This window comes from Mycolicibacterium septicum DSM 44393 (assembly GCF_000455325.1).
In the GTDB taxonomy this organism is placed as follows: domain Bacteria; phylum Actinomycetota; class Actinomycetes; order Mycobacteriales; family Mycobacteriaceae; genus Mycobacterium; species Mycobacterium septicum.
This window is the reverse complement of record NZ_HG322951.1, coordinates 3,969,004-3,982,855: the sequence shown is the minus strand read 5'-3', so window position 1 is coordinate 3,982,855 and position 13,852 is coordinate 3,969,004. Positions and strand designations below refer to the sequence as shown.

Genomic DNA, 13,852 nt, shown 5'->3' with positions numbered 1-13,852 from the left:
CTGATCAGGCCGGCACGCTGGCGACCGGAATCCGGTCGACCCGGGCGGGCACGTGCTTGTGCCACGGTGTGCCCGCGTACTCGTCGCGCCACTGAGACGACGTGAGTTCGTTGGGTGCCACCCCGGGCACGACGGCACGCCCGTCGCCGTCGGTGTGATCCAGGCCGAACCCGTTGGGTAGCGAGATGTGCCCGGGCAGCATCGCGTCGCTGATCTCCACCGTGGCCTCCGCGCTGCCCGCCGCCGTCGTGATCCTGGCCCGCTCACCGTCGAGCAGTCCGATGGCCTCGGCATCGTCGACGCTGATCCGCAAGGCGCCATTGGTATCCCGCTTGCGCCAGCCCGGATCGCGGATGATGTCGTTGGCGGTGTAGGCGCGCCGCTCACCGGCCGACAGCACCATGGGGAACTCCTCGGTGGTCAGCGCCGTGGGCATGGTCGGCAGCGCCCCGACCGCGTCGAGCATCTCGGGCATGTCCAACGCGATCTTGTGGTCCGCGTGGCCGATCAGGGCGAAGTCGTCCCGGTATTCGTGGACGGTGAACGTGAGCCCGGACCGGGAGGCCAGGATGGCCTCGAACAAGGCGTTGCCGTCGGCGTGCCCGGCACGGCGTACCGCCTCGGGGTACGTCATCGCCGTCTTCTGGGCCAGGCCCCACAGCGCCGCGGCCCCGGCCAGCCCCTCCGGCAATACCGGTCCGAGTGTCTCGTACAGCACGTACGGCAGCACCCGGCCGAGCCCGGGATTGGCGCCGACCGCGCCGAGGAACGCGGCGGCATAGGCGTCCAGCCCCTCCCGGGCGGCGCGTCGCAGCGGGTCCAGCTCGGCGTCGTCGACCGCGCCGATGGCCCGGACCAGGCGTGCCCAGATCTCCGGTTCGGGCAGGGTGCCGGGCAGCGGCTCGAACAGCCGGTGCCGCAGATGGAAGTTGTTGTGCGGGAATTCGAGATTGAAGAACGTGGCCTCGGGCTTCTCGAACTGATTGGCCGCGGGCAGCACATAGTGGGCCAGCCGTGCCGTCTCGGTCATCGCGACGTCGATGACCACCAGGAGCTCAAGCGACTCGAGGGCGGTCCGCACCGCCGCCGAATCGGCGACCGAATGGGCGGGGTTGCTGCTCTCGACGATCATGGCGCGGAACCGGTCGGGGTGATCGGTGAGAATCTCCTGGGGTACCGCATTCGACGGAACCAGGCCGGCGATCACCGGGGCTCCGGTGACCGGGCTACGGCCGACCCCGCCCGAGCCGAACAGCGGGGCGAACGACGAATGCAGGTGCTGCCCACCAGGTTTGGCGAAGTTCCCGGTGAGGATCCACAGCATCTTGTTGAGGTAGGAACACAGTGTGCTGTTGGGGGCCTGCTGGATGCCGAGATCCTCGAACACCGCCACGCTGCCGGCTGCGGCGATCCGGCGCACCGCCTGGCGCAACAGCGACTCCTCGACTCCGCACCGCTGTGCGTAGTCGCCGATCGGCACCTGCCGGAGCACGTCCCGGACCGGTGCGACACCGTCGACGTGTGCGGCCAGGAAGTCTTCGTCGCACAGGTCTTCCTGCACCAGCACCGCGGCCATCGCGGCCAGGCACCACGCATCGGTGCCCGGTCGTACCCGCAGATGGAAGTCGGCGAGCTTGGCGGTGTCGGTGATCACCGGGTCGATGACGATCATCGCGCGGTCCGGATCCTTGGCGATCTCGTTGAGCACCACCCGGGCCCGTGGGAAACTCTGCGACATCCAGGGGTTCTTGCCGACGAACACCGAGACCTCGGCGTGCTCGAACTCTCCGCGGGTATGCCCGCCGTAGAGGTGGGCATCGACCCACGCCTCACCGGTCTTCTCCTGCGCCAGGGCATTCGACCGGTACCGCGACCCGATCGCCTTGAGGAAGGCCCCGCTGTACGCGCCGCCGAGGTGATTGCCCTGCCCACCGCCGCCGTAGTAGAAGATCTTGTCCCCGCCGTGCTGGTCCCTGATGGCGAGGAACCCGGCAGCGATCTCGGAAATCGCGGTGTCCCAGTCGATCTCCTCATAGCTGCCGTCAGGACGACGCCGTAGCGGTGAGGTCAGCCGGTTGGCGTTGCTCTGGTAGTGGTCGAGTCGCAGCGCCTTGTTGCACGTGTAACCCTGCGACGCCGGATGGTCTTTGTCGCCGCGGATCTTGGTGATGGCGCGGTCCTCGGTCTGCACCACGATGCCGCAGTTGCATTCGCAGAGGATGCAGGCGGTGGGCTGCCATTGGTCGACCGTCATGACGGAATCCTTTCGGTGGACTTTCGGGTCCGGAAGGGTCAGGGGATTTCTGCCGCCAGTTGCGCACGCAGCTGTCGGTGGATCAGGTCGAGCGGTTTGACGTCACGGGTGGCCCGCGCCACCACCACCGCACCTTCGATCGCCGTCATGATCAGCATCGCCAGTTCCTCGGCGCGCTCGGCGGATACGCCATCTTCGGTCAGGCGCTGGGTTATCTGACCGGTCCAGCGGAGGAAGGCCGCCCCGGCGCGGTCGAGCGCAGCGGCTTCCTCGGCGCCGGGCTCGCCGGCCTCGACGGCAACCGCGACCACCGGGCATCCGGCGCGAAAGTCGCTGGCGGACAATTGTTTCCGAAATCCGGCGATCATCGCGTCGAGCAATACCCCGGCGCTGTCGGCCTTGTCGATGCGGGCGGCGACCTGATCGCTGGCGTAATCGATTGCCTCGCACAGGAGTTGGCTGCGACCGCCGGGGAAGTAGTGATAGGCCGAGCCGCGCGGGGCGCCGCTGTGGGCCAGTACGTCCGCGATCGCGGTCGGGTGCGCACCGCGCTCCCGGATCAGCAATGCAGCCGAGGCCACCATGCGTTCACGAGGACCAGCCATCCGACGCCCTTTCACCGGCTATGTATGCAACCATACATAATCGATGGGCATCGGTCTACGCCCGCCACATGCGACTTACGCGGCGGATTGCTGCCTGATAGTGACTGCAATCCGCCGCGTTGATGACCTAAGCGGCGGTGGCCAACCACAGCGCGAGGAACGCCGACATGCTCGTCAGACACAGCAGATGGTCGCGGCAGACGGAGCGCGCCAGCCGGGACTGTTCGATGACGGTGCCACTGCGATGGCCCAGTTTCACGGCCCGGGGGACCGTATGCAGCAGGGCCAGCAGCACGGGGCCGCCTGCGAGCACCGCGAGTACCGCCGTGCGCCAACCCGGCCCGATGCCGTCGGCCGCGTGAAAAGCCAACGCCGCCAGGAGAATCACCATGACGGCGGCGATCAGCAGGCTCATCGGGCGCGATGTGGTGGTGGCCCGGTGGTAGTAACCGGCGATGGACGCCAGCACGGGTTCCGGTAGCTCGGCCGACCTGCGATGGGCCAGGACCTGGACATCGAAGATCAGGTCCATCCACAGGATGGCGATCAGGAACCCGCTGCCGGCGGCCTCGATCACACGCCGGCGGCCTCGTTGAGAGCGTTGAGGTTGCCCGTCGCCTCCAGGTACTCCTGCACCCAGCGTTCGATTACCGCAGAGGTCTTCTCGACCTTCTTGAACTGGCCGACCACCTGGCCCACCGGGTTGAACGCGACGTCGACACTCTCGTTGGGGTACTTGTGCGTGGCGGCCACGGCCATGCCGGACACCATGTACTGCAGCGGCATGCCGAGCGGCTTCGGGTTGTCCGGGTTCTCCCAGGCCTCGGTCCAGTCGTTGCGGAGCATGCGGGCCGGCTTGCCGGTGAACGACCGGCTGCGCACGGTGTCCTTGCTGGTGGCCTTGGCGTACGCGGCGTGCTGCTGCTCGGTGTGCTCGGACTCCTCGACCATCACCCACTGGGAGCCGGTCCAGGCGCCCTGGGCGCCGAGTGCCAGCGCCGCGGCGATCTGCTGGCCGCTGCCGATACCGCCGGCGGCCAGCACCGGCACCGGGGCGACCTCCTTGACCACCTGGGGCCACAGCACGATCGAACCGATCTCGCCGCTGTGGCCGCCGGCCTCGCCGCCCTGGGCGATGATGATGTCGACGCCGGCGTCGGCATGCTTGCGGGCCTGTGACGGCGACCCGCACAGCGCCGCGACCTTGCGCCCCTCGGCGTGGATGCGGTCGATCATGTCCTTCGGCGGGGTGCCCAGCGCGTTGGCGATCAGCGTCATCTTGGGGTGCTTCAGTGCGATCTCGACCTGAGGTGTCGCGGTGGCCTCGGTCCAGCCCAGCAGCTGCAGGGCGTCGTCGTCGCTGTGGTCGACCGGCACGCCATGGTCGGCGAGGATCTTCTTGGCGAAGTCCAGGTGCTCCTGGGGCACCAGGGACTGCAGCATGCCCTTGAGGTCGTCGGCGGACATGTCGGTGTCCATGCCCTCGTACTTGTTCGGGATGACGATGTCCACGCCGTACGGGTGATCGCCGATGTGCTCGTCGATCCAGTTCAGTTCGATCTCGAGCTGCTCGGGGGTGAATCCGACGGCGCCCAGCACGCCGAAACCACCGGCCTTGCTGACGGCGACCACAACGTCGCGACAGTGGGTGAACGCGAAGATCGGGACGTCGATCCCGAGTTCGTCGCAGAGTGCGGTGTGCATTCTGAGCTCCTTCAAATGGAGGTGCGGTTTGGGAGTCCCCGGCCGCTGCGGCCCGGACAGAAGTGAAACGTGTTCTAGTTTAGTACCACCTTAGATCGTTTTGGGTCGCGACCCGGAAGATTCACGCGAGCTCGGCTACGAACGACACTTCGTTCCCGTCTGGATCCGCGACATCGATGACGGCCACCATATCCGCGATGACCTGCGGTTCTGTCACGTTCACGCCATCCTCGCGCAGCGCTGCGGAGATGGTGTCCAGATCGTCGACCCCGAATCGCACGGCCGATCGCCCTGCGCAGGCGGGATCGGTGACGACCTGTAGCCACGCGGTTGCCGTCAGCTGCCATTCCGCGACGCCTGGAACGGGTTCCAGGTCGGGTTCCCGGCCGAGGAGCCGGGTGTACCAGGCTTTCGAATCCTCGAATCGTCCGGTGGCGATGACGGCCGCGACGTCCTTGATCCCGACGGAGTGCACTTGTGCGGACATCCCTCTGTTCTAGTCCTGATCTGGTCTCGACTGGCCGAGTGTCGTGGCGGCTTGGTTTAGTAGCCCCATGGGCCGCACGTTGTCGCCACCTGAATCGCTCGAGGAAATCGGCGCGGGTCCGGGCGGTGCGCAGGTGGGAGCCTTCTTCGACCTCGACGGCACGTTGGTGGACGGATTCACCGCGACCGCGCACGCCGGTCATCGCATCCGGCGGCGGCAGGCCGCTGCCGGCGAGATCCTCGGAATCGTCGAAGCCTCCGTGCGCTACCGGATCGGCCGCATGCCGTTCGAGCGGCTCCTGGTGCGAGCGGCCGGGTACCTACGCGGCGAATCCCTGCCCGAACTCGACGAGCTGGGGGAGTACCTCTTCGAGAACCGGATCGCGCAGCGCGTCTATCCCCACATGCGGGAGGTCGTGCGCCGGCATCAGGACCGCGGCCACACCGTCGTGTTGAGCTCCTCGGCTCTGACCATCCACGCCGAGCCGGTCGCACGGCACCTTGGCATCGACCACGTGCTGTGCAACCACTTCACTACCGACGGCGAGGGCCGGCTGACCGGCGGGATCGTCGAGCCCATCATCTGGGGTGCCCGCAAAGCCGCTGCGGTGCAGGGCTTCTGCGAGGAAGAGCGGATCGACCTCGCGCACAGCTATTTCTATGCCGACGGTGACGAGGACGGTGCACTGATGCGGTTGGTGGGCCATCCGCGGCCGGTGAACCCACGGCCCGGGCTGGCCTCGGCCGCCACCGACCACGATTGGCCGGTGCTCACCCTGCCCCGCCCAGGTGGCCGGCGCCGGGGCGATCGCCGGCTCCGGCCCGGGGCCTAGCCGATCCTGTGGAGGCCCTTGCCGGTGACCAGCGGCAGGTCCAGCGTGGTACGGATACCGGGCTGCGCGGCCACCACGTCGGGGATGGCGTTGACGATCCGCCCGGCCGCCGCCACGATCGCGGCGTGGTTGTGGTCACCTCGATCGCTGGTCGGGCAGATGTCCACGACATATGACGGCTCGCCGGTGATCTCGACGCGGTAGGAGCCGCCGGGCTGGGCCGGTTGCGCCCAGTCCGGTCGCAGGTCCGCACGTACCCGGGTGACGTGTTCGACGACGATCACCGGCTTGCCGCCGACCATGCCGTTGATCTGGAAGCGCATCGCCGCCACCGTGCCCTTGGCGATGACGCCGGTCGCGACCTCGATGTCCTCGGGCGCGGGCTCCAACTCGTAGTGCTCGGTGATGTCTTCGACCTCGACGCCCAGTCCGGCGGCGAGCATCCGGATCGCGGTTCCCCAAGCGGCGCCGAGGATTCCGGGGAGAAACAGCATTCCGGGCTGGTCGATCGGATTGCCGAATCCCATGACGATCGACATCACCTCGTTGCCGTCATAGGTGGCGTAGTCGGCAATCTCCATGGTCTTGATCTGATCGATGCGCTGACATGTACCGGCGATCGCGAACGGCACCAGGTCGGTGGCGAACCCGGGGTCGACACCGGTGATGAACACGCTCGAATTACCCGCCTGAGCGGCTTCTTCGACCCGTGCGATGGCCTTCTCCGGCATGGCGCCCCAGGGGAATTGCAGGCCGCCCGGGGCCGAGCCGACCACGTTGATCCCGGCGGCAAGTGCGGCCATCACATCGCGGGTGGCTTCCACGGGGCGGGTGTCACCCATCGCGCAGTACACCAGGCAGTCCGGTTTGGCGGCGATCGCGGCATCGATGCCCAGCGTGGCGGTGACCCCGGTGACGCCGTCCAGCCCGGCCAGTTCGCCGGCGTCCAGGCCGACCTTCGCCTCGGTCGAGGTGCCCACCGCGACGAGTTCGAACCGGGGGTCGTCGATGAGCTGGATCAGGGCCAACCGGCCGCAGTTTCCGGTGCCGACGAGCGCCACGCGAATGGCCATACAGGTCTCCTCAAGGTGTTCGGTCCAATCGCAGTATGCCGATCCGGCGCCAAAATTGGAACAGGTTCTAATTTCACGCCGCAGGCGGTAGCCTCACCCGTCATGGGACGGGTAGACGGAAAAGTGGCACTCATCAGTGGCGGCGCGCGGGGTATGGGCGCGGAGCACGCCCGCGCGCTGGTCGCCGAAGGCGGCAAGGTGGTGATCGGGGACATCCTCGACGACGAGGGCAAGGCGCTGGCAGCCGAACTCGGCGATTCGGTCCGCTATGTGCATCTCGATGTCACCGATGAAGACCAGTGGAACGCCGCGGTGGAAACCGCCATCTCGGAGTTCGGCCTGCTCAATGTGCTGGTGAACAACGCCGGGATCGTCGCGCTCGGCCAGATCGGCAAGTTCGACATGGCCCAGTGGCAGAAGGTGATCGACGTCAACCTGACCGGCACCTTCCTGGGCATGCAGGCCAGCGTCAAGGCGATGAAAGCCGCGGGCGGCGGTTCGATCATCAACGTCTCGTCCATCGAGGGTCTGCGCGGTGCGGCCATGGTGCACCCGTACGTCGCCTCCAAGTGGGCCGTGCGCGGCCTGACCAAGTCCGCGGCACTGGAGCTCGGGCCCAAGCAGATCCGGGTCAACTCGATCCACCCCGGATTCATCCGGACCCCGATGACCGAGCATTTCCCCGAGGACATGCTGACTATTCCGCTGGGCCGCTCGGGGCAACCCGAGGAGGTCTCCACCTTCGTGGTGTTCCTGGCCAGCGACGAATCCCGTTACGCGACCGGCGCCGAGTTCGTCATGGACGGCGGCCTCGTCAACGACGTCCCGCACAAGCTCTGAGGGCGCACCGGCCGCACGCGGCGGTACCGGCCACGGCAGAATGACCCGGCAGGGCATCGACTCACGGACGCGGTGCCGCACCGGTCTTTGAGGAGCTGCCCATTTCCGCCCGGAATCGCCGCGCCGGCCTGAGCCTTCGGGCCAGAATGGTGGGCTTCGTCCTCGCCGCAGTGCTGCTGTTCTCGCTGTGCGCGGCCGATTTCCCGCCGTTCGCCAAGCCGGAGCCGCCGTCGGGGCGGATGGAACTGGCGCAGGGTTGGCAACTGGCGTCGGCGCGCACCACGACGGCCGACGGCGCGGCGATGTCCACACCCGGCGAGGTGAATGCCGACTGGCACCCGGTCAAACACATGCCGTCCACCGTGCTGGGGGCGCTGCAGGAGGACGGCACCTATCCGGACCTGTACGTGGGGGACAACCTGGCCGACGTGCCGGACGACCTGTTCCGGCAGGACTGGTGGTACCGCACGACCTTCACCGCGCCGCAGGGCAGTTCCAGCTATCGGCTCGATTTCCCCGGCATCAACTACCGCGCCGAGGTGTGGCTCAACGGCACGATGATCGCGGGCAGTTCACTGCTGGTGGGCATGCACACGATCCACGAGATCGACGCGACCCCGTGGATCAATCCCGGGGGCGTCAACACGCTGGCGGTCAGGGTGACGCCCGAACAGGCGCTGCAGGACATCGACGGCGTCGAGCTGGCCGACAGCTGGTGGGACTGGCTCAACTGGAACCGCATCGGCTACCAGGGCCCGGACAAGAACCCGCTGCGGGGCAATTCCTATGTGGCCGACCGCAACGCCGGCATCTTCAAACCCGTCTATCTGAGTTACTCGGGACAGGTCGTGCTCAGTGACCCACTGGTCACCACGGAGCTACCGCTGCCCGCCACCGACTCCGCCCGGCTCACCGTCTACTCCGACATCCGCAACACCGCCGACGTCCCGATGCGCGGTGTGGTCCGGGCCCGCATCAGCCGGCCCGGCAAACCGGCCATCTCGGTGGATCAACCGGTCAGCCTGGCGCCGGGGGAGAGCCGTGAAATCCGGTTCGACCCGGACACTTTCGCGGCCCTGCGGGTCGGCAACCCCGACCTGTGGTGGCCCTACACCATGGGCAGGCCCGATCTGTACGACCTGCGACTGGAGTTCCTGCGGTACGGCAGGGCCACCGACACCGTGGATTCCCGGTTCGGTATCCGCACCGTGGCCCAGCACCGCGACAACGACGAGCAGTTCCCCGACCTGGGCCGCGGCGGCAGCTTCTACCTGACGGTCAACGGGCGCGACTTCCTGGTGCGGGGGGCGGCATATACGCCCGACCTGTTGTTCCAGTACGACCCGCAGCGTGAGGACGCCATCCTCGGATACGTCCGGGACCTGGGGCTGAACATGCTGCGGCTGGAGGGGAAGTTCCCGGGCGACAACATCATCGAGCGCGCCGACGAGCTCGGCATCCCGCTGATGTACGGCTGGATGTGCTGCAACCAGTGGGAGAAGTGGTGGCAGTGGGATGACGAGGATCGGCGGGTCGCCGACGAGAGCATGCGCTCGCAGATCCTGTCGCTGCGCGGGCACGCGTCGGCGTTCCTGTGGGCCAACGGCAGCGACGGCAAGCCCCCGGCGCCGGTGCTCGAGGGTTATCACGGGATCCTGCGCGATCTGCACTGGCCCAACACCGTTGTCGACACCGTGTCGTCCCTGGCCCGTGACGCCAACGGGGAACCCGACTGGGACGGCATCCACATGGCAGGCCCGTACACGTGGCGCCCGCCGAGCTACTGGTTCAGCGGCCAGTATCAGGCCACCCGCGGCTCCAATGCCGAACAGGGCGACAACGAACACATCCCGCCGTTCGCCAGCCTGCAGAAGTTCATCCCGCCGGACAAACTCTGGCCGATCAACGAGGCCTGGTACTTCCACGCCGGGGCCAACCCGAGCAACGCCGCGCTGGAGAGCATCCGGACCGCGGTGGTCCAGCGTTACGGATCCTCGCGCGGCGCAGAGGAATTCGCCCGCAAAGCGCAACTGGCCCACTACGAGTCGACGCGCGCGCAGTTCGAGGCGTTCGCGGCCGGCGGGTGGGACAACCACAAGATGACCATCTACTGGATGCTCAACAATCACTGGCCGTCGTTCTTCGGTCACCTCTTCGACTACTACCTGCGGCCCGGTGGTGCCTACTACGGGGCCAAGAAGGGGCTGCGTCCGCTGTCGGTGGTGTTCGACTCCTATGCCACCGGCGACCACGACACCGCCCATGTGTCGGTGGTCAACCAGTCCCCGCAGGAGCGGACGGGCCTGCGGGTGCGGGTGCGGACCTACGACCTCACCGGACGGATGCGCGACGACCGGAGTTCCGATGTGCCCGCCGTGCCGTCGAACGGCGTCGTGCCCGGGTTGTCGCTGCCGCGGCTCGCAGCCGACTCCCCGGTCGTGTTCGTCCGATGTGAACTGCTCGACGAGAACGGCGCCGTCGTGGCCGACAACACCTACTGGCAGTCGCAGCAACTCGACGATGTCGGCCCTCCGGTCAACGACCAGGCGTTCGACCTCGTGCAGAGCAGCTGGGCCGACATGACCCCGCTCAACACGATGGCGCCGGCGCCGCTGCAGGTGACCGCACACCGGACCGAATCGGCCGACGGCAGTGCCAGCGTGCTGATCCAGCTGCACAACCCCGGCCGGCAGATCGCGTTCTTCGAACGCGCCGAGATCACCACCACCCGCGACGGTGACGAGATCCTGCCGATCGAGTACTCCGACAATTACGTCACCGTCTACCCGGGGGAGACGGTGGAGGTGACCGGCACGGTTCCCGGTTCGGAGCATGGACCCAACTGGGTCCGGGTCGGCGGCTACAACAGTCCGCCGACGGTGGTGCCGATCGACCAGCGGGCACGGCGATAGGATCGGCTGATGACCACAACCGATGAGCGCCATGAGGTAGGACAGCTGGCCGAGAGCGGCGGATGGGTGCACCGTGACCTCGACCGGGTGGACGTCTACCAGCGCGGCGCGAACCGGATCAGGGTGGTGTGGCAGGGCCCGACCACGATCAGTGGGGCCACGCTGTACCAGGACGACATCATGACCACCTACACCCGCGAACTGGCGACGCTGAACAACTGGCTCAAGCGCTGATTCGCCAGCCGCCGGATCGCGTGGGCCGAAATTCGGTCGCATTGTCCGGTGACGGTGTGGCACCGTCGGATTCCGTGATCGACAACGTGTCCTCTCCGGCGACAACTCTCACTCTGCACAGCGTCACCGACGCCGACTGGGCAGGCATGGCACTGCTCGGCAACACCGCATTCGGTGAGGTCAACCATCCCGATTCGATGTCGGCGTGGCAGCAGATGGTGCCCGCCGACGGCGGCGTGGTGATGCGTGACGGTGACAGCGACGGCGACATCGTCGGCCAGTCGATCTACCTCGATCTCACCCTGACCGTTCCGGGTGGCGAGGTGCTGCCCGCGGCGGGTATCAGCTACGTGGCCGTCGCTCCCACTCATCGGCGGCGGGGGATCCTGCGGTCGATGTACACCGAGTTGCACCAGCGGATCGCCGATGCGAAGTATCCGATCGCCGCACTCACCGCGAGCGAGGGCGGGATCTACGGCCGGTTCGGCTACGGCCCGGCCACCACCGTGCACCTGATGACGATCGAGCGCAGATTCGCCCAGTTCCATTCCTCCGTCCCCGACCCGGGCGGTGTTCGCCTGGTCAAACCCGCCGAGCACCGCGATGCCCTGGCCGAGATCTACGACCGCTGGCGCCTGGGGACGCCGGGCGGTCTGGCGTGCCCGACGCCCCTGTGGGACAACGTCCTCGCCGATCGGGAGAACACCCGCGAAGGCGGTTCGGAATGGTTCGCGTTCCTGCATCCCGACGGCTATGCGCTGTACCGGGTGCACGGCGAGGAGTCCCGGACGCTCCGGGTACGCGAGGTCACCGCGGTGACCCCCGACGCCCACATCGCACTCTGGCGGGCGCTGCTGGGGATGGACCTCATGGACAAGGTGAGCATCTGGACTCATCCGGGCGAGGTCGTGCCCTATCTGCTGACCAACCCGCGGCTGGCCCGGGTGACCTCGAGCAGCGACGACATGTGGGTCCGGATCATGGACGTCCCGGCTGCCCTTGAGGCTCGGCGGTACCAGGCCGACCTCGACACCGTGCTGGACGTCGCCGACGGATTCCGTGACGACGGCGGGCGGTATGCCCTGCAGATTCGCGACGGCCTGGCCCGTTGTACGCCCACCGACGCTCCGGCCGACATCGAACTCGACCTGGACGTCCTCGGCAGCCTCTATCTGGGCAGCCACCGCCCCGAGTCGTTTGTCGCCGCAAACCGGTTGCGCGGCAAGGACTCAGAGATGGTGCAACGGCTCGGTGCGGCCTTCGCGAGCGATGTTCCGGCCGAACTGGGCTACAGCTTCTGAGCGGCGGCGAGCGCCCGCTGCGTAGTGTTCAACGGGTGAGCGCGCGTGCAGGCATCGTCGTTACCGGAACAGAAGTACTCACCGGGAGGGTTCAGGACCGCAACGGTCCGTGGCTGGCCGACCAGCTCCTCGAGCTCGGGGTCGAACTCGCCCACATCACCATCTGCGGTGACCGTCCCCGCGACATCGAGGCACAGTTGCGGTTCCTGGCCGCCGAGGGGGTGGACCTGATCGTGACGAGCGGCGGGCTCGGGCCGACCGCCGACGATCTCACCGTCGCGACGGTCGCCGAGTTCTGCGGTCGTGAACTCGTTCTCGACGAGGCGATGGAGGAGCGCATCGCCGGCATCCTGCGCAAGCTGATCGGCGACCGTCCGGGCGTGGATTTCGACGCGGTGCGCGCCGCCAACCGCAAGCAGGCCATGGTGCCCGTCGGTGCGGAGGTGCTCGCGCCCGTGGGCACTGCCCCCGGCGTCGTGGTCGGCGGCAGCCCGACGGTCGTCGTTCTGCCCGGGCCGCCGCGGGAGTTGCAGCCGATGTGGCACACAGCTGTCGCGACAGAGGCTGTGCAACAGGCCATTTCGGGCCGTACCCGCTACCGGCAGGAAATGGTGCGGATGTTCGGCCTCGCCGAATCCGGTCTGGCCGAGACCCTGCGCGACGCAGAGGCCACGATCGCGGGTTTCGACGCGCTGGAGATCACCACCTGCCTGCGCCGCGGTGAACTCGAGATCGTCACCCGGTACGAGCCCGACGCCGCCGGCACCTACCAGGATCTGCTGACGTTGCTGCGGGACCGGCACGGTGCCGCGCTGTACTCCGAGGACGGCACGACGGTGGACGAGCAGGTGGCCGGCTTGTTGGCCGGGCACCGGATCGCCACCGCGGAATCGTGCACCGCCGGACTGCTGGCCGCCCGGTTGGCCGACATCCCCGGTTGCTCGGACTACTTCGCCGGTGGGGTGGTCAGCTATTCGAACGAGGCCAAGGCCGAACTGCTGAACGTGGATCCAGTGCTGATCACCGAGTACGGCGCGGTATCCGAACCGGTGGTCGAATCCATGGTCACCGGCGCGTTGCACCATTTCGGCGCCGACACCGCGGTGGCCATCAGCGGTATCGCGGGCCCGGACGGCGGCAGCCCCGAGAAGCCCGTCGGCACCGTGTGTTTCTCGGTCCGGGCCGGATCGGCGGCGATCACCCGCACCCTCCGCCTTCCCGGTGACCGGTCCGATATCCGGGAGCGCGCCACGACAGTGGCGATGCACCTGCTGCGCCGGGCACTCACCGACGGCGGCGTCTGACCCGTCGTCAGACCACTGGCGCAACGGCGGCTTCGGCGGGCGTCACCGGCCCTCGCGTGCGTTGTCTGCGCGAGGCGCCGGCCGCCACCCGCCGCACGATGGACGGATGCATCAGCCGGCTGGGCGGGTCGACCAGGTTCATCACCCGGAAGAACGCCTCGGTGACCACCGGATCGTCCTCGGCGGCCGTGAGTACCCGCTCGGTGTACCAGTTGGACAGCCGCACCGACATCGGTCGGGGCCCGGGTATCTGCGGCAGGGCCAGGTCGGCGCCGCAGGCCATCTGCCATGCCGTGTTGACACAAC

Annotated in this window: 12 protein-coding genes and 1 pseudogene; 6 read left to right on the top strand and 7 right to left on the bottom strand. The window is 67.8% G+C overall.

Going from position 1 to position 13,852, the window contains the following annotated elements; translation table 11 throughout:
* Window positions 1–4: 4 nt before the first annotated feature.
* The 5 genes from TX88_RS18805 to TX88_RS18785 all read right to left on the bottom strand — a co-directional run bounded on the left by TX88_RS18805 (window position 5) and on the right by TX88_RS18785 (window position 5,050).
* Window positions 5–2,254 (bottom strand): molybdopterin-dependent oxidoreductase, encoded by a 2,250-nt coding sequence (locus TX88_RS18805; protein WP_044518711.1) that lies wholly within the window; start codon window positions 2,252–2,254, stop codon window positions 5–7.
* Between the two features lie 38 nt (window positions 2,255–2,292).
* Window positions 2,293–2,859, bottom strand: a complete 567-nt coding sequence (locus TX88_RS18800) for a TetR/AcrR family transcriptional regulator (RefSeq protein WP_044519569.1) — start codon at window positions 2,857–2,859, stop codon at window positions 2,293–2,295.
* 127 nt (window positions 2,860–2,986) lie between these two features.
* Window positions 2,987–3,391 (bottom strand): hypothetical protein, encoded by a 405-nt coding sequence (locus TX88_RS18795; protein WP_044519568.1) that lies wholly within the window; start codon window positions 3,389–3,391, stop codon window positions 2,987–2,989.
* Between the two features lie 41 nt (window positions 3,392–3,432).
* Window positions 3,433–4,563 carry a nitronate monooxygenase gene (locus TX88_RS18790; protein WP_044518710.1) on the bottom strand — a complete coding sequence of 377 codons (1,131 nt, stop codon included), beginning with the start codon at window positions 4,561–4,563 and terminating at the stop codon, window positions 3,433–3,435.
* A gap of 121 nt (window positions 4,564–4,684) precedes the next feature.
* A complete protein-coding gene (locus tag TX88_RS18785) occupies window positions 4,685–5,050 on the bottom strand; it encodes a VOC family protein (RefSeq protein WP_044518709.1) in 366 nt (121 codons plus the stop codon).
* A 67-nt stretch (window positions 5,051–5,117) separates the two neighbouring features.
* Here TX88_RS18785 and TX88_RS18780 point away from each other — a divergent pair, with 67 nt between their 5' ends.
* Window positions 5,118–5,882: an HAD family hydrolase gene (locus TX88_RS18780; protein WP_044518708.1), complete on the top strand. Its 765-nt coding sequence runs from the start codon at window positions 5,118–5,120 to the stop codon at window positions 5,880–5,882.
* On the opposite strand, the gene TX88_RS18775 is transcribed toward TX88_RS18780, so the two are convergent.
* Window positions 5,879–6,955, bottom strand: coding sequence for an NAD(P)H-dependent amine dehydrogenase family protein (locus TX88_RS18775; protein WP_044518706.1), 1,077 nt, complete (start codon window positions 6,953–6,955; stop codon window positions 5,879–5,881). The two genes, TX88_RS18780 and TX88_RS18775, sit on opposite strands and share 4 nt — an antisense overlap.
* Before the next feature lie 102 nt (window positions 6,956–7,057).
* On the opposite strand from TX88_RS18775, the gene TX88_RS18770 reads away from it, so the two are divergent.
* The 5 genes from TX88_RS18770 to TX88_RS18750 all read left to right on the top strand — a co-directional run bounded on the left by TX88_RS18770 (window position 7,058) and on the right by TX88_RS18750 (window position 13,546).
* Entirely contained in the window at window positions 7,058–7,795 is a 738-nt protein-coding gene (locus TX88_RS18770; protein WP_044518705.1) for a glucose 1-dehydrogenase, read from the top strand.
* 146 nt (window positions 7,796–7,941) lie between these two features.
* Complete coding sequence (locus tag TX88_RS18765) at window positions 7,942–10,707, top strand: glycoside hydrolase family 2 protein (protein WP_244438456.1); 2,766 nt, start codon at window positions 7,942–7,944, stop codon at window positions 10,705–10,707.
* 9 nt (window positions 10,708–10,716) lie between these two features.
* The gene (locus tag TX88_RS18760; RefSeq protein WP_044518703.1) at window positions 10,717–10,941 is read left to right on the top strand and encodes a hypothetical protein; all 225 of its coding nucleotides are present in this window, start codon (window positions 10,717–10,719) and stop codon (window positions 10,939–10,941) included.
* 74 nt (window positions 10,942–11,015) lie between these two features.
* A complete protein-coding gene (locus tag TX88_RS18755) occupies window positions 11,016–12,242 on the top strand; it encodes an enhanced intracellular survival protein Eis (RefSeq protein ID WP_280113228.1) in 1,227 nt (408 codons plus the stop codon).
* Window positions 12,243–12,277: 35 nt separating this feature from the next.
* Window positions 12,278–13,546 (top strand): competence/damage-inducible protein A, encoded by a 1,269-nt coding sequence (locus TX88_RS18750; RefSeq protein WP_044518702.1) that lies wholly within the window; start codon window positions 12,278–12,280, stop codon window positions 13,544–13,546.
* 7 nt (window positions 13,547–13,553) lie between these two features.
* Here TX88_RS18750 and TX88_RS18745 read toward each other — a convergent pair.
* A pseudogene (locus tag TX88_RS18745) lies at window positions 13,554–13,852 on the bottom strand (2-polyprenyl-6-methoxyphenol hydroxylase-like oxidoreductase); the annotation flags it as partial.

Coding starts and splice junctions, on each gene's coding strand:
- TX88_RS18805 (WP_044518711.1), bottom strand. CDS start 2,254: ATGACGGTCGACCAATGGCAGCCCACCGCCTGCATCCTCTGCGAATGC.
- TX88_RS18800 (WP_044519569.1), bottom strand. CDS start 2,859: ATGGCTGGTCCTCGTGAACGCATGGTGGCCTCGGCTGCATTGCTGATC.
- TX88_RS18795 (WP_044519568.1), bottom strand. CDS start 3,391: ATGGACCTGATCTTCGATGTCCAGGTCCTGGCCCATCGCAGGTCGGCC.
- TX88_RS18790 (WP_044518710.1), bottom strand. CDS start 4,563: ATGCACACCGCACTCTGCGACGAACTCGGGATCGACGTCCCGATCTTC.
- TX88_RS18785 (WP_044518709.1), bottom strand. CDS start 5,050: ATGTCCGCACAAGTGCACTCCGTCGGGATCAAGGACGTCGCGGCCGTC.
- TX88_RS18780 (WP_044518708.1), top strand. CDS start 5,118: ATGGGCCGCACGTTGTCGCCACCTGAATCGCTCGAGGAAATCGGCGCG.
- TX88_RS18775 (WP_044518706.1), bottom strand. CDS start 6,955: ATGGCCATTCGCGTGGCGCTCGTCGGCACCGGAAACTGCGGCCGGTTG.
- TX88_RS18770 (WP_044518705.1), top strand. CDS start 7,058: ATGGGACGGGTAGACGGAAAAGTGGCACTCATCAGTGGCGGCGCGCGG.
- TX88_RS18765 (WP_244438456.1), top strand. CDS start 7,942: ATGGTGGGCTTCGTCCTCGCCGCAGTGCTGCTGTTCTCGCTGTGCGCG.
- TX88_RS18760 (WP_044518703.1), top strand. CDS start 10,717: ATGACCACAACCGATGAGCGCCATGAGGTAGGACAGCTGGCCGAGAGC.